Origin of the sequence: Vibrio chanodichtyis, assembly GCF_028863985.1 — a bacterium.
GTDB classification, from domain to species: domain Bacteria; phylum Pseudomonadota; class Gammaproteobacteria; order Enterobacterales; family Vibrionaceae; genus Vibrio; species Vibrio chanodichtyis.
In genome coordinates, this window is record NZ_JARBFT010000002.1 from 74283 (window position 1) to 98957 (window position 24675).

General features: G+C 47.0%; 23 protein-coding genes. 7 read left to right on the plus strand and 16 right to left on the minus strand.

What is annotated here, in order from left to right; all coding sequences use genetic code 11:
• Positions 1-63: 63 nt before the first annotated feature.
• Positions 64-1284: a DEAD/DEAH box helicase gene (locus PUN32_RS02440; RefSeq protein ID WP_274721615.1), complete on the minus strand. Its 1221-nt coding sequence runs from the start codon at positions 1282-1284 to the stop codon at positions 64-66.
• A 244-nt stretch (positions 1285-1528) separates the two neighbouring features.
• Here PUN32_RS02440 and PUN32_RS02445 point away from each other — a divergent pair, with 244 nt between their 5' ends.
• Both PUN32_RS02445 and PUN32_RS02450 read left to right on the plus strand, forming a co-directional pair.
• Entirely contained in the window at positions 1529-3418 is a 1890-nt protein-coding gene (locus PUN32_RS02445) for an ABC transporter ATP-binding protein (RefSeq protein ID WP_274721616.1), read from the plus strand.
• A 152-nt stretch (positions 3419-3570) separates the two neighbouring features.
• On the plus strand, positions 3571-4275 hold the full coding sequence (locus tag PUN32_RS02450) for a DUF445 family protein (protein ID WP_274721617.1): 705 nt from the start codon (positions 3571-3573) through the stop codon (positions 4273-4275).
• Positions 4276-4457: 182 nt separating this feature from the next.
• Here PUN32_RS02450 and PUN32_RS02455 read toward each other — a convergent pair whose 3' ends face one another.
• The 3 genes from PUN32_RS02455 to PUN32_RS02465 form a co-directional block, all read right to left on the minus strand.
• Complete coding sequence (locus PUN32_RS02455; protein ID WP_274721618.1) at positions 4458-5096, minus strand: LysE family translocator; 639 nt, start codon at positions 5094-5096, stop codon at positions 4458-4460.
• Between the two features lie 114 nt (positions 5097-5210).
• Positions 5211-5825, minus strand: coding sequence for a fumarylacetoacetate hydrolase family protein (locus PUN32_RS02460; protein WP_274721619.1), 615 nt, complete (start codon positions 5823-5825; stop codon positions 5211-5213).
• 102 nt (positions 5826-5927) lie between these two features.
• The gene (locus tag PUN32_RS02465; RefSeq protein ID WP_274721620.1) at positions 5928-6386 is read right to left on the minus strand and encodes a MarR family winged helix-turn-helix transcriptional regulator; all 459 of its coding nucleotides are present in this window, start codon (positions 6384-6386) and stop codon (positions 5928-5930) included.
• Positions 6387-6542: 156 nt separating this feature from the next.
• On the opposite strand from PUN32_RS02465, the gene PUN32_RS02470 reads away from it, so the two are divergent.
• Positions 6543-6965, plus strand: a complete 423-nt coding sequence (locus PUN32_RS02470) for an organic hydroperoxide resistance protein (protein ID WP_274721621.1) — start codon at positions 6543-6545, stop codon at positions 6963-6965.
• Between the two features lie 261 nt (positions 6966-7226).
• Positions 7227-8201 carry a porin gene (locus tag PUN32_RS02475; protein WP_274721622.1) on the plus strand — a complete coding sequence of 325 codons (975 nt, stop codon included), beginning with the start codon at positions 7227-7229 and terminating at the stop codon, positions 8199-8201.
• Between the two features lie 330 nt (positions 8202-8531).
• On the opposite strand, the gene PUN32_RS02480 is transcribed toward PUN32_RS02475, so the two are convergent.
• The 4 genes from PUN32_RS02480 to PUN32_RS02495 all read right to left on the minus strand — a co-directional run bounded on the left by PUN32_RS02480 (position 8532) and on the right by PUN32_RS02495 (position 11204).
• Positions 8532-8669, minus strand: a complete 138-nt coding sequence (locus PUN32_RS02480) for a hypothetical protein (protein WP_274721828.1) — start codon at positions 8667-8669, stop codon at positions 8532-8534.
• 105 nt (positions 8670-8774) lie between these two features.
• Positions 8775-9131 (minus strand): hypothetical protein, encoded by a 357-nt coding sequence (locus PUN32_RS02485; RefSeq protein ID WP_274721623.1) that lies wholly within the window; start codon positions 9129-9131, stop codon positions 8775-8777.
• Positions 9132-9384: 253 nt separating this feature from the next.
• Complete coding sequence (locus PUN32_RS02490; protein ID WP_274721624.1) at positions 9385-10635, minus strand: peptidoglycan DD-metalloendopeptidase family protein; 1251 nt, start codon at positions 10633-10635, stop codon at positions 9385-9387.
• Between the two features lie 269 nt (positions 10636-10904).
• Positions 10905-11204: an isoamylase early set domain-containing protein gene (locus PUN32_RS02495; RefSeq protein ID WP_166015169.1), complete on the minus strand. Its 300-nt coding sequence runs from the start codon at positions 11202-11204 to the stop codon at positions 10905-10907.
• Between the two features lie 339 nt (positions 11205-11543).
• On the opposite strand from PUN32_RS02495, the gene PUN32_RS02500 reads away from it, so the two are divergent.
• Entirely contained in the window at positions 11544-13223 is a 1680-nt protein-coding gene (locus tag PUN32_RS02500; protein WP_274721625.1) for a SulP family inorganic anion transporter, read from the plus strand.
• Positions 13224-13614: 391 nt separating this feature from the next.
• Complete coding sequence (locus PUN32_RS02505; protein ID WP_274721626.1) at positions 13615-14991, plus strand: YjiH family protein; 1377 nt, start codon at positions 13615-13617, stop codon at positions 14989-14991.
• A gap of 238 nt (positions 14992-15229) precedes the next feature.
• Here the strand turns inward: PUN32_RS02505 and pstB are convergent, their stop codons facing one another.
• The 5 genes from pstB to PUN32_RS02530 form a co-directional block, all read right to left on the minus strand.
• Positions 15230-15985: a phosphate ABC transporter ATP-binding protein PstB gene (gene pstB / locus PUN32_RS02510; RefSeq protein WP_240911952.1), complete on the minus strand. Its 756-nt coding sequence runs from the start codon at positions 15983-15985 to the stop codon at positions 15230-15232.
• A 28-nt stretch (positions 15986-16013) separates the two neighbouring features.
• Positions 16014-16877 (minus strand): phosphate ABC transporter permease PstA, encoded by an 864-nt coding sequence (pstA, locus tag PUN32_RS02515; RefSeq protein ID WP_166015174.1) that lies wholly within the window; start codon positions 16875-16877, stop codon positions 16014-16016.
• Between the two features lie 5 nt (positions 16878-16882).
• Positions 16883-17803: a phosphate ABC transporter permease subunit PstC gene (gene pstC / locus PUN32_RS02520; protein ID WP_166015175.1), complete on the minus strand. Its 921-nt coding sequence runs from the start codon at positions 17801-17803 to the stop codon at positions 16883-16885.
• Positions 17804-17880: 77 nt separating this feature from the next.
• The gene (locus tag PUN32_RS02525; RefSeq protein WP_274721627.1) at positions 17881-18702 is read right to left on the minus strand and encodes a phosphate ABC transporter substrate-binding protein; all 822 of its coding nucleotides are present in this window, start codon (positions 18700-18702) and stop codon (positions 17881-17883) included.
• A gap of 399 nt (positions 18703-19101) precedes the next feature.
• The gene (locus PUN32_RS02530; RefSeq protein WP_274721628.1) at positions 19102-20448 is read right to left on the minus strand and encodes a DEAD/DEAH box helicase; all 1347 of its coding nucleotides are present in this window, start codon (positions 20446-20448) and stop codon (positions 19102-19104) included.
• Positions 20449-20789: 341 nt separating this feature from the next.
• Here PUN32_RS02530 and PUN32_RS02535 point away from each other — a divergent pair, with 341 nt between their 5' ends.
• Positions 20790-21038, plus strand: coding sequence for an Lpp/OprI family alanine-zipper lipoprotein (locus tag PUN32_RS02535; protein ID WP_166015178.1), 249 nt, complete (start codon positions 20790-20792; stop codon positions 21036-21038).
• Positions 21039-21117: 79 nt separating this feature from the next.
• Here the strand turns inward: PUN32_RS02535 and PUN32_RS02540 are convergent, their stop codons facing one another.
• The 3 genes from PUN32_RS02540 to PUN32_RS02550 are packed head-to-tail and all read right to left on the minus strand — an operon-like array spanning position 21118 to position 24450.
• Positions 21118-22038 carry a L,D-transpeptidase family protein gene (locus PUN32_RS02540; protein WP_274721629.1) on the minus strand — a complete coding sequence of 307 codons (921 nt, stop codon included), beginning with the start codon at positions 22036-22038 and terminating at the stop codon, positions 21118-21120.
• Positions 22039-22046: 8 nt separating this feature from the next.
• On the minus strand, positions 22047-23456 hold the full coding sequence (phrB, locus tag PUN32_RS02545) for a deoxyribodipyrimidine photo-lyase (RefSeq protein ID WP_274721630.1): 1410 nt from the start codon (positions 23454-23456) through the stop codon (positions 22047-22049).
• Positions 23457-23496: 40 nt separating this feature from the next.
• Positions 23497-24450 (minus strand): YbgA family protein, encoded by a 954-nt coding sequence (locus PUN32_RS02550; RefSeq protein ID WP_274721631.1) that lies wholly within the window; start codon positions 24448-24450, stop codon positions 23497-23499.
• Positions 24451-24675 lie beyond the last annotated feature (225 nt).

A 24675-nucleotide genomic window follows, 5' to 3' on the forward strand; every position in this document is an offset into this window, starting at 1 on the left:
TAGTCAGCACCGCTTAAATTGATCCCATCACTGCACGGTTTCCAGCCTCACTCACCACGCTGATTAACGCTTAACTTTGCTTTGAAACTGTTTCGCACTGTGCTTATTTTGCGTGCGACGATTGGCTTGTTTATCACGCGGCGCACGTTTGCTCTCTCCGGTTGCAGGCTGATCGGTCACTGGGAAACCCTCTAAATCCTGCACCACTAAATCGCGTTGGGTCAAACGACGAATCGCATTGAGCGCATCCATTTCACCATGACACACTAACGAGAGCGCCATACCTTGCTGACCCGCTCTGGCGGTACGACCAATCCGGTGGACATAGGTTTCGGCGTGCATCGGTAACTCAAAGTTGATCACGACCGGAAGCTGCTCAATATCAATGCCGCGCGCCAGTAAATCCGTGGCAATTAATACTTGAGTTTGACCGTGTTTAAACTCCGTCAAGGCCATTTCACGTTGCGCTTGGCTTTTATCGCCATGCAGCGCACTCGTCACCAAACCCGCTTTATTGAGTTTTTTACTCAAATTATCCGCATTGTCTTTGGCACCAATAAACACCAACACTTGTGGCCATGCGTGCTGTTTTAACAGCGCAATCAAGGCTTGGGTTTTGCTGCCTTTATTCACCAAATACAAGCTTTCTTGTATTGCCGGTTGATCTCTATTCTGGGGACGTGCCGCCACCAGAGTCGAGGTATCCATCAGTTGCTGCGCCTTCAGTTTCAGCGCTTCGGCAAAAGTCGCTGAACACATGACCGTTTGGCGCACACTGGCGGTTTGGCTTGCCAACGCTTGCACTTGTGGCCAAAAGCCCATATCAAGCAGACGATCCGCTTCGTCTAACACCAGTGTGGTTACGCGCTGCAAACTCAATCCACTTTGGGTTAAATCGAGCAAACGTCCACTGGTGGCAACCAGAATATTCGGGATCGCCGTCAGCGCATTCTGTTGCTCGGTTTTATCTGCCCCACCACACAAACATAAGGTGTGCAGCCCCAATCGCTCACCAATCTGGGTAAAGACTTGGCTAACTTGCGTGGCTAATTCACGGGTGGGCACCAACACCAAAGCTTGCTGATCAGGGCTGATTTTCAAACGTTCCAAGATAGGAAGAGCGTAAGCCAACGTTTTGCCACTGCCAGTATTGGCCTGGGCCAGCACATCTTTACCGGTTAGCATCGCTGGGATCACCAAGCTTTGAATGGTGGTGGGTTGAGTGATCTCTTGAGGCAGCGCCTTGATCAGATCAGCGCTTAATGCGAGGGAAGCAAATGACATGGATAACCTACTATGAATGATAGCCAGCGAACAAAACCAAAGGGGCGCGACTTTACCATGATAAGCCCAATCAACGCCAACTGGCATTGATATAAAAGCCAGCCCACGAATACCTGCTTGCAACTTCAAGTCGCTAAGGGATAACGCTATACTGCTGGCGTTTGCACAAAAAAATCACCGACTGGCGGACGCCACAATGCGTGCTCTCCCTAGCGACCGCCCACTTCACCGCAAGGATTTTCTGATGTTTAAGTTATTTGAAGGTTTCACCGAGCCCTTCCCGACAGGTGAGCCACAACGTCCGCCAAATACATTGTGGGCATTTTGTCGCCATTATACCCGAGGTTTTGAAAAGCCTTTATTGGTGATGGCGCTGCTCAGTACCTCGATCGCGATTATTGAAGTCTCCCTGTTCGGTTTTATGGGACAACTGGTTGACTGGCTTTCGACTAGCCAACCAGACACCTTTTTAGCCGAAAATCAAACCACGTTAATTGGATTAGGTTTGCTGGTGCTGGTCGGTATGCCGCTGTTGATCGCGCTCTATTCGCTGCTGATCCATCAATCCCTGCTCGGTAACTATCCGATGTCGATCCGCTGGTTAGCGCACCGTTATCTGCTCAAACAGAGTGTGGCATTTTATCAAGATGAGTTTGCCGGACGCATCTCGACTAAAGTAATGCAAACCGCGCTGGCCGTGCGGGAAACCGTGATGAAAAGCCTTGATGTATTTGTGTATGTGCTGGTCTACTTCACCGCGATTGTAGTGATTTTGGCACAAGCCGATTGGCGTTTAATGCTGCCGATGCTGCTGTGGCTGACCATCTACATCACAGTGCAATTGTACTATGTGCCAAAACTGAAACGAGTCGCCTCTGAGCAGGCCGATGCGCGCTCACTGATGAGTGGACGGATTGTCGATAGTTACACCAATATCATGACGGTTAAGCTCTTTTCCCATAGCCAACGGGAAACCCAATACGCCGAGCAAGGTATGCAAGATTTTCTCGGCACCGTCCATCGCCAAATGCGTTTGGTGACCAGCTTTAATATTTGGGTCGAAATGGCTAACTATCTGCTGGTGTTTAGTATTGCTGGGCTGTCGATTTACTTATGGACCACTAGCGCGATCAGCATCGGGGCGATTGCGGTTGCGGTGAGTTTATCACTGCGCATCAACGGTATGTCGAAGTGGATCATGTGGGAAGTGAGTGCGCTATTTGAAAATATCGGCACCGTGGTGGATGGCATGACCATGCTCAGCAAGCCGATCGCCGTGACCGACCAACCCGACGCCAAACCCTTGCAGGTTAAACAAGGCGCGATCACGTTCGATGACGTCAGTTTTCACTACGGCGAAAACAAAGGGGTGATCAACCATCTTAATCTCGCGATTAAACCGGGAGAAAAAGTCGGCTTAGTCGGCCGCTCCGGTGCGGGAAAATCAACCTTGGTTAATTTGTTGCTGCGTTTTCACGATGTCGAAAGTGGCACTATTTTGATTGATGGACAACCGATTGATCAGGTCACCCAAGAGTCGCTGCGCAGCAAAATTGGGCTGGTTACCCAAGATACTTCACTGCTGCACCGTTCGATCCGCGACAATATTTTGTATGGTAATCCCAACGCCACCGAGCAGCAGCTACTCAATGCCACTGCGCAAGCCCACGCGCATGAGTTTATTCTCGGTTTAACCGATCCACACGGCAACATCGGCTACGATGCGCAAGTTGGCGAACGCGGAGTCAAATTGTCGGGCGGACAACGGCAACGCGTGGCAATTTCGCGCGTGTTACTAAAAGATGCCCCCTTGCTCATCCTCGATGAAGCGACCTCGGCACTCGATTCAGAAGTCGAAGCGGCGATCCAAGAGAGTCTTAATGAGCTAATGCAAGGTAAAACCGTGATTGCCATTGCGCACCGTCTTTCCACCATCGCGGCAATGGATCGCCTGATCGTGCTTGATAAAGGCCAGATTGTAGAGCAAGGCTCACACCATGAATTGATTGCGCAAAACGGTATTTATGCTCATCTGTGGGCGCATCAAACGGGTGGCTTCATTGGTGATGATGAAATAGATGGCGACGAAATGGGTGACGATAAAGAAGCCGAGCCACTCATCGCGATCGACTGATCCCAATCTTGCCCAATCAATTGCGCCACAAGTCATGACTTGAGCTTTGCGATTGGGCCAGTTTTGCTTAAAATTCCGCTACTTTCGATAAATTAACCTCAACGCAATGCGCCTATAGCGATACGCGGCGGTTACCTGACCAAGAGAACACCATGAACAAAAGTTTGATCACCAATATTATTGCGCTGGCGGTAATGGGCGCAGGCCACTGGCTAGCTAACAGTTATCTATTTTATGCCGGCCTCTTTGCCTTCTCCGGCGCGATTACCAACTGGCTGGCCATCCATATGCTGTTTGAAAAAGTGCCTGGGCTGTACGGCTCTGGGGTGATCCCTGCCCGGTTTGAAGAGTTCAAACTGGCGATTAAGCAATTGATGATGGAGCAGTTTTTTACTGATACCAATATCGATCGCTTTTTGAATCAGGAGATGAATGGCGCAATCAGTCTCGATTTACAACCGGTGATCGCCAAAGTCGATTTCAACCCCACCTTTGATTCACTGATCGAAGTGATTGGCCAATCCTCATTTGGTGGCATGTTGGCGATGTTTGGTGGAGCGCAAATGCTAGAACCACTCAAACAGCCGTTTGTTGAAAAAATGCAGCAAGCGATGCTTGAGATCAGCCAAAGTGAGGCGGTACGTGAGGCGTTAAAAGATCAGGTGCAGTCACCGAGTATGCTTGATGAAATCAAAACCAATATCGAAGCGATTATTGATCAGCGTTTAAATGAGCTGACTCCGCAACTGGTCAAACAAATCGTGCAAAATATGATTAAACAGCACCTTGGCTGGTTGGTGATTTGGGGTGGAGTATTTGGTGGCCTGATCGGCCTTATCTCGGCGGTTGTGGTGTAAACCGTAGCCGCTACCAGCCAACTTACAATCAGTCAATTCGCAATAGGCAGCTCTCATCATCGAGCTGCCGACAAGCCAAGTCTCACTGATATCCCCCCCTCATCGGGCGAGGGTTTATGGCAAAATGGCTAATTCACTCTTGTCACAGGCACTGGCTTTTCACTCATTCCGCCGCTTAGAATTTACCACGACGCCAGCAGGCCACTGAGCATCCACACTGCCAATAGCAAAAACACGCCGCCCATCACTTTGTGTTGATAAGTGCGAAAACGCTGATTATCGAGCAGTGAGCGCCCACATACCCCAACTAGGCCAACCAACAGTAAGTTAAACAACAAGCCGCACAGATTGAGCATCAGCCCAAGCGCTAGCATTTGCTGTGCAGAGCTGGCAGCAATATTTGGCGACACAAACTGCGGCAAAAACAGCACAAAAAACAGCAATGCTTTCGGATTGAGTAAGTTGCTGACTAACGCACGCTGATAAAAGGTTTTCGCCACCCCATGCGCAGCGGCTAAATCAGGGGCTTGCTGCGCCTCAGCGCGCAAGCAATCCCACGCCATTTTCAGCAAATAGCCGCCACCCAATAAGTTTAATAACTTGAGCGCCCACGGATTCATGGCAATCAATGCTGCCACCCCTAAAGCGGCTAATCCGGTTAAAATCATCCCTGATGTGGCATTGCCTAAGCTGGCAAATAGCCCAACTCGGCGTCCGTAACTGATGCTTGAGCTAGCAATCAGTAACATATCGGGGCCAGGGATCAGCAAAAGCGCCAGTACCGCAGTGAGATAGACAGGTAATACAGCAACATCAATCATGTTCAAAATCTTGTGGAAACAGCAAAGCGGCGGATTTTATCGAACAGATAGGCTGATTTCTAGTGATAAAATCATCCAATCCGTTTGCTTTGTAGCGAAAAATCGCCAACTCAGTTAGTCAGCGATCCACTCCACTTCCAACAATGTGCGTTCAGCACACTTAAGCCGCCCAACAAAACGATCGCCGGCCCGTACCACGCCCACCCCTTGCGGGGTACCGGTCATCACCACATCCCCATCATCTAAGGTCAAATAACTTTTCAATTGCTGGAGTATCTCAGATGGAGAATAGAGCATCTGCTGTACATGGCCTTTTTGTACCCGTACGCAATTGATCAACAGCTCTAAGTTCAGCTCGCTGATCTCCAATCCTGCCAGTGGTATAAAGCGGCTCAACACCGCGGCACCATCAAACGCTTTAGCTCGCTCCCACGGCAGCCGTTGCTGTTTGAGGTAAGTTTGCAGCTCTCGCTTCGTTAAATCTAACCCGATCCCCACCCCAACATACTGCCCTTGTTCGACCACAAAACAGATCTCCGCTTCATAGTGCAAAGGCTCTTGATGAAAGGAGTGCAGCTGAGTGGTCACCGCCGATGAGGGTTTATGAAACAGCACCATATGCTCAGGTAGGCGATTATCCAGTTCCTGGATATGCTCAACATAATTACGCCCGACACACAGTACTTTACCTACCGCTAAGCGCCGATCGGCAAATTGAATATGACTCATCTCTCTTCCTTGACCAGACACAAAGCGGCGATTCTAAACCAGTGCCCAAAAAAGTACCCCGAATTGCATCACACAATGATCGAAAATGCGCTATTCATTCGATTAATCAAGGCTATAGATGATTTTTTCACACAGCGATTTTAAGCTGAGCAATTCATCGCTGCTGAGATCAAATTTACACTGCATCTCGCTCGGAATCCTGCGTGCCTGTTGCTGTAAAGCCAAACCCTCTGGGGTGAGAAATAGCTCACGCACTCGCTCATCATGACGACCACGTCGCCGCTCAACCATACCTTTGGCCGCCAGCCGTTTTAGCAATGGTGTCAACGTGCCGGAATCCAAATGCAGCTTGGCACCCAGATCTTTGACATTAATCCCATTTTGTTGCCACAGCACCAGCAAGACCAGATATTGTGAATAGGTAAGATCCAGCTCATCCAGCAGTGGCCGATAGGCACGGATCACCGCATTCGCCGCACTATAAAGCGCAAAACAGAGCTGATTCTCTAACAGTAATGGATCCACGGCTGCAGTTTGGCAGCCAGAAGTCGATGCTGACATACTCTCTCCTTAAAAATAAACGCCTTAAAAATAAATTGCGCACAATATACTTGCAAACCACAAAAGACTCGAGATAGTATTGCCAGCAATTAGGTTGTACACAATTAATATTAAGCAAACATCAACAACCCTATTGAACAATTGAGGAGATGGACTATGACAACCCTTTATCAAACTTCCGCGACCGCTTATGCAGGACGTAATGGTATGGTAAGCACCGATGATAAACTGCTCGAACTCAATCTCAGCTACCCAAAACAGATGGGCGGCAACGGCACAGCAACCAACCCTGAGCAATTATTTGCCGCCGGTTATGCGGCCTGTTTTTCTAACGCCGTGTTACACGTTGCACGGGAAAATAAAGTGAGCTTAAAACAAGCGCCAGTAACCGCAACCGTCGGTATCGGCCCCAATGGCCAAGGCGGCTTTGCCTTGAGTGTTGCACTCGCGGTACAGATCGCGGTTGAAGATCAACAAGCCAAACAGTTGGTGACACTCGCACATCAAGTATGCCCCTACTCAAATGCAGTGCGTGGCAATATTGATGTACAAATCAGCGTGAATGGAATGGCGTTATAACCGATTGCAACACGACTGGATAAACTGATCAGCACGGCGAAATAGCAACGGACTCCTCCCTCCAAGCTGTAGTAACGGAAGGAATCCGTCATATTTTGCCGTGCTAGCTTATCGCCACTCCTGATTTTTTGTCATCATTGTGTCATCAAAGCTCAACCAAAACGTCATGGAATAGCAACGCGTTTTTCATTTTTAGTCAGTACCTTAGCCACATCACAAGTCGAGCAGTAAAGCTCAATTAATATAAATAGGGTACAAAAAATGAAAAAAACAGCAATTGCAGTAGCGATTCTTTCAGCAGTGGTATCTGGTTCTAGTTTGGCAGCGACTGTCTACAGCAAAGATGGCACTGAACTTAAGGTTGGTGGCCGCGTTGAATTCCGTGGTGATTTTATCGGCGACGAGAAAGGCAAAGAAATTGATGGTACGATGGCTGATAAGACGCGTGCTCGACTCAATCTAGCAGGCACAACCGACATTGGTGAAAACCTTCAAGCATTTGCTTTCTATGAAGCAGAACAATCAACTGGCGCATCAACATTTACTAATCGCTATATGTATGGTGGTGTTAAATCAAATTTTGGCGCTTTCTCTGTTGGTAAACAAAACTCAGCGGCGGTAGTCATTTCAGACTTTACCGATATCACCAACTTCTCCGGTGTACAGCAAGTTATTGATGCAGCTAAAGATAAACGTGATAGTACTTTTGCTTACCGTGGCGATTTTGATGCACTAAAACTGCAAGCGACTTACACTGCATCATCAGATGAAAGCAAAGATCTTATGGGTATCAGTGCAGTATACGCACTACCAATGGGCTTGAATCTTGGTGTGGCTTACTCTACTGGTGAAAACGGTAAAGATGAAGGTGACCAATCTCAAATCCTCGCAGGTTTGGGTTACAAAGCTGACAATTTGTATCTTGCGGCAACTTATTCAACCGGTGATTACGACGACAAAGCAAAAAAAGAATTTACTGCTTATGAGTTAGTTGCTCAGTATAACATCACCAAACCATTATCTTTAGCGGTTCTGTATACCTTTAAGGAAAATGATACTAACGGTGCTACAACTGATGTAACTGATGGCATCGAACTGATGGCAAACTATCGTTTCAACAGCAACTTCCGTACCTATGTTTCGTATTATCTAAACCAACTAGATGAAGTAAAAACTGACGGTAAAACAACCGCAGGGGAAGATACTCTTCGTCTAGGTCTACGTTACGATTTCTAAGCCTAGAGCTAACCAACTAGTTATTGTCCAAATTTGGCCAAGCGAATGCTTGGCCTTTTTGCGTTATACCCTTCCTACTTGAAGCTGCAGCGGTGTTGGCGACGTTCGTTCACCCCAATCACATAGTTTGCCTATGCTCATGGGGACTCACTCACTTGCCGCCTACCTGCAACTCCAAGTTGTTTGGGTATATAAGCCACTTTGCACAATCCATCGCTTACTGCCGCCCATCGCTTGCGACTAGTCAGTGCAGCCATAAAAATATCGAGCGTATCAACAACAGCGCCCCGCGATTGGTGCGGGGCGCTGAATGATTAGCTGAATACCGAATTAACGGCTGAGTTTGCGGCGGATACGTTGCAGCAAAGAGCGTTTTTTCGCTTTAGGTTTCACAAACTGATCTTGATCCATCGTTTGCTTGACCATCATTTGGCCTAGGTAAGCCAAACCGAATTCATTGTTCATCATTATGCCTCTTGTTGGTTGAGTGACATTTTTCGATCAATATAACAGCGAAAAATAGAAAAACAAGAGCCATATCACATTATTTTGTAGTTTTATTACGACTTTTTATTACAGACTAGTCCGTTTGGGTTGCTGGTAGGTTTTACCAGCGGCTTGGTAAACTTGCTTAGCTTTGATATCAAATCCGCTCTCAAAGAACCAAGCGACAAATTTCACCACATCATCCCCTTCATTCATAATGTGCTCGACGTACTCTTGCTCAACACCTTGCTCATCAATTTCAGTGGTGACATGGTAAATGCGTTGTTCACCCTCCACTTCCGCGACAGCAAACTGGCCAGACAATGACTGCGCCACTTCAGCAATGGTCTGATCTTCACTATTTTTTAGCAGCTCTAGAGCCTGTGGCAAACTCGCTTGCTGACATAAAAGTTTGACTAAGGCTTCAAATTGACTGTGTTGCATGTGCTTCCCCGTAGAAATGTGCTGGCTGATGATAATCGGCCGCGATTATACACCTAAACCACTGAGCGTTGCAGGTCAACGCTCTCGATTATCCCACGGCTAATTAATCTCAGCAGCGGATCGATATTTTGAAAATTCAGATAGGCATTTTAAAAATAAAGTGGCAGTAGATAACAAAAAAATAACCAAGCCCAGATAGGGGCTTGGTTATAGGGTAGGATTATACAACATAGCTATAGTGCAGGTCGTTTAGCTAACGCGCCGCAAGCAGGCTATCTTGATTGGCGAGCAATTGATCCAGTTCTCTACGTTTGGCGATAAACTGCGCCATCTCTTTCTTCGGCACTGAACTGGCCATGGGGACATTGGCTTTCATCGCATTAACTGGGCGACCGCGTACAATTAACTCATAATGTAGATGTGGCCCAGTGACTCGTCCAGTGTTGCCTGACAAACCGATCCGCTGACCACGTGAAACTTTCTGGCCTTTCTTGACCAAAATTTTGCTCAAGTGTAAATAGCGGGTCATATAAGTGCCGCCATGCTGCACCACCACATAGTTACCCGCATAAGGATGGTTGCGTGTCATCACGACCACACCGTCACCAGAAGAGTATACATTGGTGCCAATCGGCATCGCAAAATCGGTACCGTTGTGCGGAGCAACCCGTTTGGTTACCGGATGGCGGCGCTTAGGATCAAAGTTTGAAGAAATTCGCCATTTACTATCAACAGGGTAACGCTGAAAAGCGCGCTGTAAACTGTCACCATTTTTATCGTAATATTGACCATCTTGATGCAAATACGCCGTGATTTCGTTGCCTCGGTTAAAAATCTTAATCGCTTGGATCTCAGAATTACCGGTCAGTTTGTCACCCACCATCTGGCGAGATAATACCACTTCAAAGCGATCGCCACGGCGCAGATCACGTCCGAGATTGATCTTGTCTTTCAGTAGGGTCACAATCTGCTCGACATCTGCGGCGCCTAATCCAGCACGATTAGCAGACAGCGAAAAACTACCATTCACTTCACCGATCAACGGCTCTACTTTCCAAGTACCTGGAATTTTACGATCTTCAAATTCGTAGCTACCGTCAGCTAAACGGGTGTACACCGCGCGATCAACTAGACTAAATTCCAACTCCATTTTCGATAAGGTATTGCCACTGCCTTTCCAAAAACGCAGCACGTTACCTGGTCTTATCGTATCCAGAGCAAGATAGTCGAGATCAGTCTCCATAATTTTCATCAACTCGGAATAAGCAAAGCCAAGCTGACTAAAAATCATACTTAAATTATCACCGGGTTTGACTGCGTATTCATAATCCGGATGAGCAACCTTAACCACTGCAGTAACAGGCTCGGTAACGGGAAACGCAACGCTGGGCGATTCAGGGAGTGACAAAGCAATCGTCTGCTGACGCGTGGGGCTATTGAGCGAAGAGGATAACGCAGCCACAGCCAAAAGCGGCAAACCTAGCAATGTCGCTTTCTTGCCCATGGAAAGCTCAGAAAGCCGCAAAACAATAGATTTATGTATCACTAATGTACCTGTGGAAAAAAACAAAATTCCGCTAAGGGTAAGGGTTTCAGGTCAATTTGTCACCTGTGCTTTGGTCAATTAGGCGCAAAAAAGGCACGCTTGTGCCTTTCAAAAAGACCATATTTTGTGTGGTGGCAATAAGTTAGTTATTGGTGAATTTTTTCGGTTCCAGCTAGAAATACTTTCATTCACCGTAACCACTAATAACCGATTTAATGCGCATTAGACTAAGCGTAAGTGGTAAACACGCCGTTTTCTTGCCCAAAACCATTAGCCACATAGTTTTCAACTTCAGGATCGTTGATCCACTGCTGATTATCGAGCAGATAGCGAAACTCAAATTGGCTATTTTTCGGTAAGCGCGCTTTAAATTTAAATGTGCTCGATTTGACGGCTTTTTTCATCGGCACGGGTTGCCAATCTAAAAAATCGGCTACGATTGCCACTTCACAGATCGCCTGTGGTGCAGCATATTCAAACGTAACTTCCACTTCGTCCTTAGTTTTTAAAAACTTCTTGTTAATCATCTCAAACTCCCTCTATGAACAAAAAACCACCAACTGAAGCATAATAGGTAATTTATTCTCCATACTCAACTGTCCTCTTATGCCAAGTGGTCAGCACAGCCTTACTCAGTCGCAGTTATTTTTCCGCATGAAATTCTGATTATTGAGGATGCTACGGCTTAATCCAGTGATCATATGATGAGCAGCTCAATTTAATTGAATGAAATCCAACATTAAATTATCACTTGCTCCATCTATATTTGCGTTTTAACTCTGCAAAAATAGCCCCTTTACAGCCTATAGAATGAGCGTAAAATCCTCGCCATTTTCATTTCCCTATTTTTATTAAGGTGATCAAATATGTTTGCCATCTATGAATCCTATCAAGCCGGCCAATTACAGCCCAAGCGGTGGCTCAACAATATTATTGCAGGATTAATAGTCGGGGTAGTGGCACTCCCATTAGCCATGGCATTTGCGATCGCTTCAGGGGTAAAACCAGAGCAAGGTATTTATACTGCGATTATCGCTGGGATTATTGTTTCGCTGTTCGGTGGCTCACGGGTACAAATCGCCGGCCCCACTGGTGCGTTTATTGTCATTCTGGCCGCAATTGTCGCTGAGCATGGCGTGAGCGGATTACAAATTGCCACCATTATGGCCGGAATTATTTTAGTCATTTTGGGATTAGCACGGTTAGGCAGCATCATTCGTTATATTCCAGCCCCAGTGATTGTCGGCTTCACTTCTGGTATTGGAGTGATTATTTGGGTTGGCCAATGGCGAGATTTCTTTGGACTTCCGCAAATTGAGGGTGAGCACTTTCATCAAAAGCTGCTGGCAATCTTTCACGCCTTACCCCAGTTTCATCTCACCACCACATTATTAGCGCTATTATCACTGGCACTGGTGATTTTTGGTCCTAAGATCCCCAAACTGGCTAAAGTACCAGGCCCACTGCTGGCTTTAATCATAGTGACATTACTGCAATATATTATCGGGTTTGAGGGAGTGCGCACCATTGGCTCGGCTTTTGGAGGTATTCCACAAGGTTTACCACAATTTGCGCTCCCCGATCTCAGCCTGAGCCAAATGATCCCCTTGATTGGCCCCGCCTTTGCGATTGCGATGCTTGGAGCGATTGAATCGTTACTCTCTGCGGTGGTCGCCGATGGTATGGCCGGAACCAAACACAATTCAAACCAAGAGCTAGTTGGCCAAGGCATTGCCAATATTGTCGCGCCCTTATTCGGCGGTATTGCGGCTACCGGCGCGATTGCGCGGACCGCAACCAATATCCGTAACGGTGGAACCAGCCCAATCGCAGGGATAATGCATGCGCTGACCTTAGTCATTATCCTGTTGGTGTTAGCACCTTTAGCGGTCAATATTCCACTGGCCACCTTAAGTGCCATTTTATTTGTCGTGGCTTGGAATATGAGTGAAGCTCACCATTTTGTGCAACTGGCGAAACGAGCTCCGCGGGCCGATGTGGCGATTTTGCTGTTAACTTTCGGTTTAACCGTGTTTGCCGATTTGGTGGTGGCGGTCAATATCGGGGTGATCATCGCCATGCTGCATTTTGTCAAACGCATGGCAGCCAGCGTTGAAGTTAAAGCCAGCAGCTCGCAAGAGATGAGTTACGAACTGGCCGAGCAAGGTAAAACCACCCTGCCGCGTGAATTAGCCGTTTACGCGTTAGAAGGACCATTTTTCTTTGCCGCAGCCGAAACCTTTGAGCGGGTGATGAGCAGTATTCAAGAGACGCCGCACATTCTGATCTTGCGCTTAAAATGGGTACCCTTTATGGATATTACTGGTATTCAAATGCTCGAAGAGATCATCCAAAGCTTCCATAAGCGCGGAATTAAGGTACTGATTTCAGGCACAAATCACCGCGTAGCGCATAAGTTAACCAAAGCGGGGATCATCACGTTAGTCGGTGAACACAATGTCTACCCCGAATTTGCCCGCGCACTGAGCGCGGCAATCAGCGAAATTGATACCCAAGCGGCAGCCACCCAGCAAACTGTCAATTAAGCCCGCTTGATGCAAGCTAAGTTGATCACTGCCCGTTGATAACCGATCGGCAGCGAACCAAAGATCACCAAGCCCTCTAAACTCGGAGGGCTTTTTAATTGTCAGGATTGGAAAAACCATCGTAATGCCAGTGGTGATCTTCACCAGTCAGTAACACCTTCACCATCAAGATTAACCATTAATAGACAAAACTCTGTTCAAGATAAAAACATCTGCCATTTAATTTGAATGCATACCCAAAATAAATGAATAGTATTGCGAAGGTAGTCGAAAATAGATATTCTTGCCGCCACTGATTAAATACGGACATTCAGTGAATGTTTATGCCAGGGTGTGGCAACTTTCAACAGCACAGTGCGTCGTGATGACGCAGCATTGATAGAGACAACACATGCAAGATAATGCGCAAACCTTAAAGCCACCAGTTAATCCAAATTCTGCCCATCTGTGGGTATTCCTGATCCCTTCGCTGATCGGGCTTTTTTTGTTTATGGCCCCCATTCGTTATGATGGTTCGTTAACCATTCCGGTTGCGGTATTAGCGAAGTCGATGCAAGCGCTATTAGATGATTCTTTGGTGACCATCGTCACCACTATCATTGCCTTTATGGCGATCGCTTCTGTGCTCAGTAAGTTGTTTCAACCACGCTGGATTATGCAACGCCCATTCTTAAACAGTTTGTTTAACCCATCTTGGCTTTGGTTAGCGGTGCGGGTAATCGGTGGCGCAGCGGTGATCATGACCTTCTTCCAAATCGGTCCACAAGCGATTTGGGAAGAAAATACTGGCGGTTTAGTGCTAGAAGGTTTGCTGCCAACTCTATTTTCGGTGTTTATTTTTGCAGGGCTACTGCTGCCTTTGCTGCTCAACTTCGGCTTATTGGAACTACTCGGTAGCCTACTGAGCAAAGTGATGCGTCCTATCTTTAACCTCCCAGGTCGTAGCGCGATTGACTGTATGGCTTCTTGGCTGGGTGACGGTAGTGTCGGGATTCTACTCACCAGCAAGCAGTATGAGGGTAAGTTTTATACCCAGCGTGAAGCTGCCGTCGTCGGCACAACTTTTTCGGCGGTTTCCATCACATTCAGTTTAGTGGTGATTGCACAAGTTGAGCTGGAGCATCTGTTTTTACCCTTTTATGGTGCGGTGTGTTTAGCTGGTTTTGTGGCGGCAATCGTGATCCCTCGCCTCCCGCCTTTGGCATGGAAAAAAGATGTTTATATCGATGGCACTCAGCCACATCCTGATGCAGGCGCCATCCCTACTGGCCATAGTGCGTTTTCTTGGGGCTTAGAGCTGGCACTGGCCAAAGCAGCTAAAGTACGCTCAGTGAAAGTGGTGCTGGCGGAAGGCGTGCGTAATGCAGTAGATATGGTGTTTGGCGTACTACCTGTCGTGATGGGGCTTGGTACGATTGCACTGGTGATTGCAGAATACACTTCACTATTTTCAATTCTTGGTCAACCGTTTATCCCATTTTTAGAGCTGCTCGGCATCCCAGAAGCCGCCGCCGCGTCAAAAACCATTGTGGTTGGTTTCGCCGATATGTTTATCCCTGCGATTTTAGCCGCCTCAATCGATAATGAGATGACCCGTTTTGTGATTGCGGCAATGTCGGTCACTCAGCTTATCTACATGTCGGAAGTGGGGGCATTGCTGCTTGGCAGCCGTATTCCAGTCAATATTTTCGAACTGTTTGTGATTTTCATTTTGCGTACCTTGATCACTTTACCTGTGATTGCCGCCGTCGCTCATCTGCTGTTCTAGTCGCTAGATCACTCTTTAATCCGCGCCATTACGATGGCGCTTTTTTTATGCCAAGATTGAGAGGGTCGCTCACTTAACCGGCCAATAAACTCAGCGAGTGAGGTTTTGTTGGTAGTAGTCAGCGCAAATGGCTCATCGCGAGCTTGGTTTATGGTTGGGATGAAAAGCGGCCATAAAAAAGCCCCTCATTGAGGGGCAAAATTTACCATCGCTTATAGTTATAATTCACCAGTATTGATTAGCCAAAGTCACCGTTAACGTAACCACGCGTGCGATCATCACGTGGATTACTGAAGATAACTTGGGTTTCATCGTGTTCAACCAACTCACCCATTAAGAAGAAAGCGGTGCGATCTGAGATACGGCGCGCTTGCTGCATTGAGTGGGTCACGATCACGATGGTGTAGTTCTTTTTCAGATCTTCCATCAACTCTTCAATTTTATGGGTCGCGATCGGATCGAGTGCCGAAGTCGGCTCATCCATCAAAATCACATCCGGCTCCATCGCAATGGTACGCGCAATACATAAACGCTGTTGCTGACCACCAGAGAGACCAAAGGCGTGAGATTTCAGGCGATCTTTCACTTCATCCCACAACGCCGCGCTACGCAGTGAACGCTCAACCACTTGATCAAGATATTTTTTATCTTTGATGCCTTGCGCACGCAGGCCATACGCCACGTTTTCATAAATACTCATCGGGAATGGGTTCGGCTTTTGGAATACCATACCAACGCGAATGCGCAAATCAGAGACATCGATATTGCCATACACATCTTGGCCATCCATGGTCAGTTTGCCGGTAATTTTCACCCCTTCAATCAAGTCATTCATGCGGTTCAAGCAGCGCAGTAAGGTTGATTTACCACAGCCCGAAGGGCCAATCAGCGCCGTCACTTGACGAGTTGGGATCGGCAGGTTGATCGACTTCAGCGCTTGGTTTTCACCGTAGAACAGATCAAGGTTTTCAATATTAAATTTGGTCGTTTTCATTGGATTATCTCTAAATTCTGTCAATGGCTTAGTAAGTCGCAGTATTGAATCGTTTGGCAATTAACTTGGTGATCATGTTGATCAGCAGTACCACCACAATCAGTACAGTGGCGGTGCCATAAGCTTGATTCCACTCTTCGATAGTAAACAGCTCGGTGGTCAACTTGTATAAGTGCACGGTTAAGGTACGTCCCGAATCAAGCAGAGAGTTCGGAATACGTGCCACCATACCTGCAGTCAAAAACACCGGAGCCGATTCACCAATCACACGGCCAATACTCAAAATAACAGAAGTTAAAATCCCCGGCATTGCACTGGGCAAAATCAGCCGACGGATAGTGTAAATTTTTGAAGCACCGACACCATAAGAACCTTCACGATAGGTCTGTGGCACCGACATCAACGCTTCTTCGGTGGTACGGATGATCACCGGTAAAATCAGGATACTCAGGGTTAACGCACCAGAGAGTATCGAGAAACCTAGCCCCAAAATTGCGACGAAGAAGGTCATACCAAACAGACCAAAAATGATCGATGGAATACCCGCTAGCGATTCGGTACAAAAACGAATGATTTTGACTAAACGACTGCCGACTTTGGCGTATTCAGTCAGATAAATCGCGGTCATGATACCGATAGGTGCCGCCACCGCAATTGAGGCAACCACCATGTAGAGCGTCGCCACGATCATCGGGAAAATGCCGTGTTCATCGCCAGTATGGGTGTAGTTATCGGTAATGAATTTCCAGTTAACGTGTTGCAAACCGTTAGACAAAATGTACCAGATGATCCAGAACAGGAAACCGACCGTCAATGCCGCTGAAATCCAGATGAACGCACGCAGCACATTATCTTTAAACTCACGCGCCTGTTTTAGTTTTACACGATCCATGCCCATTACCTCGCTTTCTCACGGTTCAAGTACAACAATGCCGCGTTCAACATCATGATGAACACCAGTAGCACTACGCCAGTCGCGTACAGCGCATTAGCATGAATACCGCTTGCGTAGGACATTTCAATCGCAATATTGGCGGTTAAGGTGCGTGCTGCATCCAGCAAACCTTCCGGCATGGCAGGGGCGTTACCCATCACCATGATGATCGCCATCGTTTCACCTAACGCACGGCCGATGCCTAAGATCACGCCAGTCATGATCCCAGAGCGAGCTGCAGGAACTAGGAGTTTAAAGATGGTGTAAATGCTCGATGCACCGAGTGCTAATGAGCCTTCTTTGTAGGCGCGAGGAACCGCACGAATCGAGGTTTCCGATACCGTGATCACCGTCGGTAGAATCATCACGCCAAGCACGATAATCCCCGCCAAAATGGTGTTACCGGCTGGAACCTGAAACACATTTTGGATCAGCGGTACAATAATTACTAAACCGAAGAAGCCGTAAACCACCGAAGGAATGCCCGCAAGCAGTTCAACTGCTGGGCGGATCACGTCCGCCACCCGTTTCGGAGCAACTTCAGCAATAAAAATGGCGGTCAGTACCCCAACTGGCACCCCAACAATCACCGCACCAAAGGTTGATACGACAGAAGCGACAATCATAGTCGCGACACCGTACAGTGCAGGAGGGAGCCAATCTTGGCCAAGCACAATGCCTGACACGCCAGCTTCTTGGAACGCTGGGATACTTTCACGAACAATGAAGTACGCGATGATGGCAAGAGAAACAATGCCGATCACGGCACTGGTCAGAAACAAACCGTGAAAGATACGTTCTTTCCAGTCAACACGTCGCTGCTCACGCAGACCACGTATAGAGGTATTATCCATAAGCTTGTCACTATTGGTTGCGATGGTCATAAATCACCTATCGAACGGATGTCGTTCAAAACAAAGTACCCGACCCAAATCGGGTCGGGCAAAGAGGGTAAAACGTATTACTTAGCGGTGATGTAACCTTTTGCGGCTACAATCTGTTGTGCTTCATCTGACAGCATCCAATCTAGGAATTTCTGAGCTGCAGCAGATGGCTTACCTTGCATGTAAAGCACTAGGAATGGGCGAGAAACTTGGTAAGTGCCGTTTTTCACGTTATCAACGCTTGCTTCAACACCGTTTACCGCTAGCGCGTGCACTGAGCTATCAACGGTACCCAAAGAGATGTAACCGATAGCGTAAGGGTTTGAAGCGACCATAGTTTTCAGTGCGCCGTTACCGTTTGCTACTTGTGCACGTTGTGAAATCGCTGAAACTTCTTTATCTGCCACTTTCTTTTTCAGTGCCATGATGTCTTCGAATGCACCACGAGTACCAGAAGCGGTATCACGAGTGATTGCAACGATAGGCTTGTCTTCGCCACCCACTTGTTTCCAGTTAGTCACTTCGCCTTTATAGATTTGAGAAACTTGCTCAGAGGTTAAACCTTTCACTGCATTGCTTGGGTGAACCACCACCGCGATACCATCCAGAGCAATCGCTTCTTCAATCAGCGCTGGCTCTTTTTCTGAATCTTTCAGATTACGTGATGACATACCAAAATGAGCACTGCCATTTTTAGCAGCTTTGATGCCCGCTGAAGAGCCTGGGCCTTGAACTTCAATGAATACTTCAGGATTGTTTTTTGCGTACGTTTCAGAAAATACTTCCATCAGCGGAGTAACACTGCTCGAGCCCACTGCTGAAATTGTCTCTTTCGCCATAACTGGATTTACTGCAAGTGCGCCCATAAGAGCGATAGCACCGATTACTGTCTTTTTCATCACAAATTTCCTATAAGTGGCTGGGTTGCCGTTGCGTTTCAGTTGAACGAGGCTCACTTTAGGCGGTAAATATGACAATTATGTTTCAGTTAATTGAACCCTGTATGACACCTCAGCTTCTGTCGTCAGCTTTTGTCGTCAATAACGTCATCCAACATCAGTCAGTTCGCGCCGTTAGGATCGCCGATCATCAAAATTATCGTATTACCACCCACGCTTGATACATGAGATGTTATCCATGCTAAGACCATAATAGACGATACCCCTTACATTCGTCATGTAAGGGGTATCATCAAATATCGATCCTTGGCGCTGCACTCGTCGCGCTAGAGTGCCGACAGCGATGCCGATAATCTTGGCCAATCAGCGCTAACCTCCGACTCGGCCAAACCTCTAACTTTATTCCACGGCATCTTCTTGATCAGTTTCTGGCTGGGCTGCCACTTTCTTTTTCGGAATAAACACCGCATCGCCCACCGCAACATTGCGGTAAAAACTTTTATCACGCGCGGCGGGTTTGCTGGCTTTAGTCGGCGCTTTGATTTTGGTGACACGCTGCTTAGGTGTTGCTTTTGGCGTAGTTTGGCGCGGTTTTAAACCTTTAAACTTACCGGCTAAACCTTCGAGTACTTCAAACTGCAGCTCTTGTTGTAAAAAAGCTTCGACTCGTTTGAAACTATCCCAATCTTTCGGCCCCACTAGTGACATCGCATCACCTTTATTACCCGCGCGGCCGGTACGACCAATCCGGTGCACATACTCTTCAGTATGCTTTGGCATATCAAAGTTGATCACATGGGTTACCGATGGAATATCAAGACCACGCGAAGCCACATCGGTCGTCACTAGGATCTTAAACACCGTACGTTCAAATTGGCTCATGATGGTATTACGCTGAGCCTGATTAAGGTTACCACTCAGTGCCACTGCTTTCAGGTTATGCTGGTTGAGCTTTTCGGTCAGGCGATCGGTATCAACACGAGTTGCCGTGAAGATGATCACTTGGCGATAGTCAGCATCCGCCAAAATACGATCTAATAGAGCTTCTTTGTGATCAAGATGATCGCATAGGTAAAAATGCTGGGTAATGTCTTTATGTTCGGCACTGCCAACTCCAATCGCAATCCGCTTCGGTTCATTAAGCAGCTCCATCGCCATATCATTCACATCAGCGTGATCTAAAGTGGCAGAGAACATCAAAGTTTGACGGCGGCGGTGCTTGGCTGCATGATGAATACGACGCAGCTCTTTAGCAAAGCCTAAATCAAGCATACGATCCGCTTCATCCAACACCAAGGTTTCCAACCCTTCGAGGAACAGCGAACGGTGATCAAGGTGATCGGCAAGACGCCCCGGTGTCGCGACAATAAAGCGCGGACCACGCGCTAACGCTTTGACTTGATCGTTAAAATTTTCACCACCAGTGATCAACGTCGCGGTATAGCTTAAACCACCGAGCATTGAACGTAGCTCACCATACACTTGTTTAGCCAACTCACGGGTCGGCACCAAAATGATCCCACGTGGATCTTTGGCAGAAAACGCTTTGGTCTTTAAAGATTTGTGTAACATCGGCAACACGAAGGCTAAGGTTTTGCCTGAACCGGTCTTAGATGAAGCCAACAAATCTCGTCCGGCAATGATTAACGGAATCGCCTGCTGTTGGATCTCTGTCGCTTGTTTGAAATTGTAATGCGCTAAATTTTTCAGTAAGCGATTGTCTAAGCCTAAATCTTTGAATTGCAAAGTATTCTCCATCTTTGGTTATATTTTAAAGTGTCAACGAGATCACGAAAAAGTCCGCTATCATAGCGCAAATCGTCTATTTATAGATAGTCAAGCCAGCAAATAATCCGTCAACCCATCAGTTTGCTGAATAAAAAAAACACAATCATCCATTCAGGATTGAGCACCAAGCCAATTTGTTGATTCTTTGTCAAATTATTGGAAAAATTTTACTTTTCAAGACTAGTTTTATACCAAATAGCGACTACAATCTGATTGTCCTTATTGAAATTTCTCACAAGTATAGGACGTAACTGTAACTGATACCGAATTACTAAGTTTAAAAGTTTAAGGAGTTCTCTATGAACAAGATGTTAATCGCAGCAGCAGCGTCTTCTGTACTTCTATTAGCCGGTTGCGCCTCTGGTCCTGATGAAGCTAGCACTGCAAAAATGAATGAAATCAGCACTCAGGTCAGCGAACTGAACTCACAAGTTGCGGCACTGTCATCAAAAGTGGATCAAGCAACCAACGCAGCGAAATCAGCACAAGAAGAAGCCGCACGCGCTAATGAACGTATCGACAACATTGCTCAGTCTTATACTAAATAAGCATTGAGTGATCACTCGAATGAACAAGAGCCAGCGATTGCTGGCTCTTTCTTTTTTTGATCACACTTTGAACATCGGATTACTGCGCTAACAAATCCCACTGTGCTGGGGCGATTTCAACTGGCACGCCATTTTGAGCTAAAACCGCGGCGCGAGCTTTCGCATCAGAAATTTGGTGCTCAGCTAACCACCAACTGAGCTCTTGCGGTATGACTAATTCAGTTTTTACGCCATTACTGCGGGTCAGAGGTTCATGTACTTCAATAAATACGCTGCGATCTGGCTCTAACGCCACTTTTATCGGTTCATTAATGATGCGTACTTTCTCGCCCCGTTCAACTTGCTGAAATAGCCATTCAATATCTTTCGGTTCCATACGAATACAGCCAGCACTCACCCGCATGCCGATACCAAAATCTTTGTTGGTGCCATGGATCAAATAATCCCCGGGCCCATAAGCCAGACGCATCGCATATTCACCAAGCGGATTATCTGGCCCAGCCGGAACGACAGCCGGCAGATCAATACCTTTTGCGAGATATTCTTTACGAATGGAGGCGGGAGGAGTCCAAGTCGGGGCCTTGCGCTTACTACTAATTGAGGTTTGCATCACTGGAGTATCACGCCCAATCCGGCCAATCCCCACTGGGAAAATATACACTTTGCCCAGATCGGGGCGGAAATAGTAGAGACGTAATTCAGCCAGGTTGATCACTATGCCCTCATAAGCCACTTTTGGCAAAATAACCTGAGCTGGAATTGCTAATACAAACCCTTGTTGTGGCAAAAATGGGTCAACGCCACGATTGGCCGCCATCAAGGCTAAAAAACCGATCTCATATTGTTTCGCAATATCAGCTAAGATTTCACCTTTCTGGATCTCGTGGTACTGCGTATTGCCGACGATACTACTGCCTTCGACAGGCAGATCAAACACGGCAGCAGTGGCATGCCAACTGACCACCAATGTACAACTGATTGCCCAAAATTTGCGCCACATAATGCTGATCATCCCTTCGCTATTTTATAAAGATGTAAGGTTACTGCTCTTTCCTGTTGATGATCAACCAGTCGCGCTGGATATGACACGCTATTGACAGCCGAACACACCCACGGTTGATGAATATCTTTACCGGCTACGCTACGCAGCTCTGGTACCCAACGGCGAATAAAATCCCCATTGGGATCAAATTTTTCACTCTGACTCACCGGGTTAAAAATCCGAAAATACGGTTGTGCATCACAACCTGTAGAAGCGCTCCACTGCCAGCCACCATTGTTGGCTGCGTAATCACCATCAATTAAACGACTCATAAAATAACGCTCACCCCAACGCCAATCAATATGCAAATCTTTGGTTAAAAAACTGGCGACCAACATACGAAGTCGATTGTGCATCCACCCGGTTTGATTGAGTTGACGCATCGCTGCATCAATGATTGGGTAGCCTGTGCAGCCCTCACACCAGCGGCTAAACTTCTCATCCTCATTCCACCACTCAAGGCGAGCTGCCCATGGCTGAAAATCATCACTTTTCGAAAGATGAGGATCGATAGCCACCCAATGCTGATAAAACTCTCGCCAAATCAGCTCATTCAACCAAACTTGCCCACCTTCGCTTAACACGCCAATAGATGACTCAGCAAATAAGCTCGCCACACACTGACGTACCGATAATGCACCGTTCGCCAAATACGGTGAAAGCATACTGGTACCATCACGAGCTGGAAAATCACGCGATTGGTGATAATCCTGTACTCGCTCGCCGCAAAAAGTGTGTAACTGACGATGCAAGCTCAGACTATCAACCGGCCACGCCGAGCTGTCCACTCTTGGATAACCAAACGCTTGCTGTGGATGCCAAAGCCAAGCACTCAATTCACTCGGCAGTGACCATGCAGGTGCGGGGAGAGTTTTGCTGATGCGTGGCGGTTGCAATAGTGCGAGCCAACGACGCTTAAAAGGAGTGAACACCTTAAATAATTGCCCTTGTTGAGTCAGCACGCTACCGGGCGCGAATAAACATTTATCGTCTGATGCAGACCACAATATCCCGACCTTAGCCAAAGCTTGTGCGGTACGCTGATCACGTTGTTGCTCATCAAACTCATAATCTCGATTGGCAAATACGTGTGTCACATTGAGCGCGCTAGCTAACTGAGTGACCACATTGGCTGCCGCGTTAAAATCGTCCACTTGTTGGTACAACAGTGGCACATTCAGCGCAGTAAGCTCCTGCTGCAATACGGATAAACGCCGCCAGATAAAATCCGCTTGTATCGGTGCTAAATGGTGCTTCTGCCACTGCTCCGGAGTCGCTATATAGAGCGCCACGACTGGCTCACCAGTGGCGAGAGCGGCGTTAAGCGCGGTGTTATCCATACTGCGCAGATCACGACGAAACCAAACCAATTGCATACCAATACCTTAATGTTGTGCGATGAAATCGTGCAGTCTTTCATAAACCATAGCGCAGTTTTAATTCTGCAGGATAAGGATTGAGATAGCGTTGCTGGGCCAAATAGGCATCTGGATACAATACTAGGTAGTGTTTTAGCAACGTCAGTGGCGCGAGCAAAGGCAACTCACCGATGCGATAACTCTCAATCACTTGCGACAGTTCAGCTTTTTGCAGCGGGTTAAGCACACGCTTAAAGTAACCTTGCAGATGCATTAAAACGTTGGTGTTATTTTTGCGGCTGGCACGCTGAGTCAGCGCTTGCATTAAACCCAAACGATACTGTTGGATAAAAGTCTCAAGCGAATACTGTTTCACCTGCGCCACTAACTGTCCTAACATTTGGTACGATTGTGGATGATGGGCCATTAACATCAGTTTGTATCGAGAGTGAAAATCCACCACTTTTTTGGCACTTGCTGCCTCGCCTAAATGGGTATAAAAATCGTGCAAACAGTAGATGCGGGTAATAAAATTTTCGCACAATACCGGGTCATGTAAGCGGCCATCTTCCTCGACCGGTAGCCACGGCATTTTTTCAAGCAAAATTCGGGTATAAATTCCAACCCCTTCTTTTTCTGAGCCATTATTCTTATACACTTTCACCCGTTCCATACCACAACTGGGCGATTTAGCACACACGATATAGCCGCAAAGCTTGCTATCAGACAGTTCGGCAATTTTATGCTGCGCATAATTTTCCAGCGCCTCGGTGTGGTCGCGAACTCCATCTTTGGTTTCCACCAACCGGATGCGCTGGTTTTCTGAAATAAGCCGTAATGTTGGCCGCGGTACTGGCAACCCCATCCCCATTTCAGGGCACACAGATACAAATTCTGCATAACGTGCCAATTCATCGGTAATAAAACGGCTAATTTTATGCCCACCATCGAAACGGACTTTGGCACCAAGCAGACAAGCACTCACACCAATTTTGAGAGGGGGATTCGGCATTCTGATCTCCAGTACTGATTTATAGTGACAATATCTACAAATATAAGATCTATAGTAGGAAACAAACCGTTCACCTAAGTGACTCAAATAGCATAGTGTGAGGTAACACTAATTATTATCTAATCAGATGATAAATGTGTCCGATGTTTGGCCTAACTTCGTGTTTAATAGCGACTTGGCTCCTATAATGGCTTGCCATTATGAGCATCAAATCGCCTAAGGACG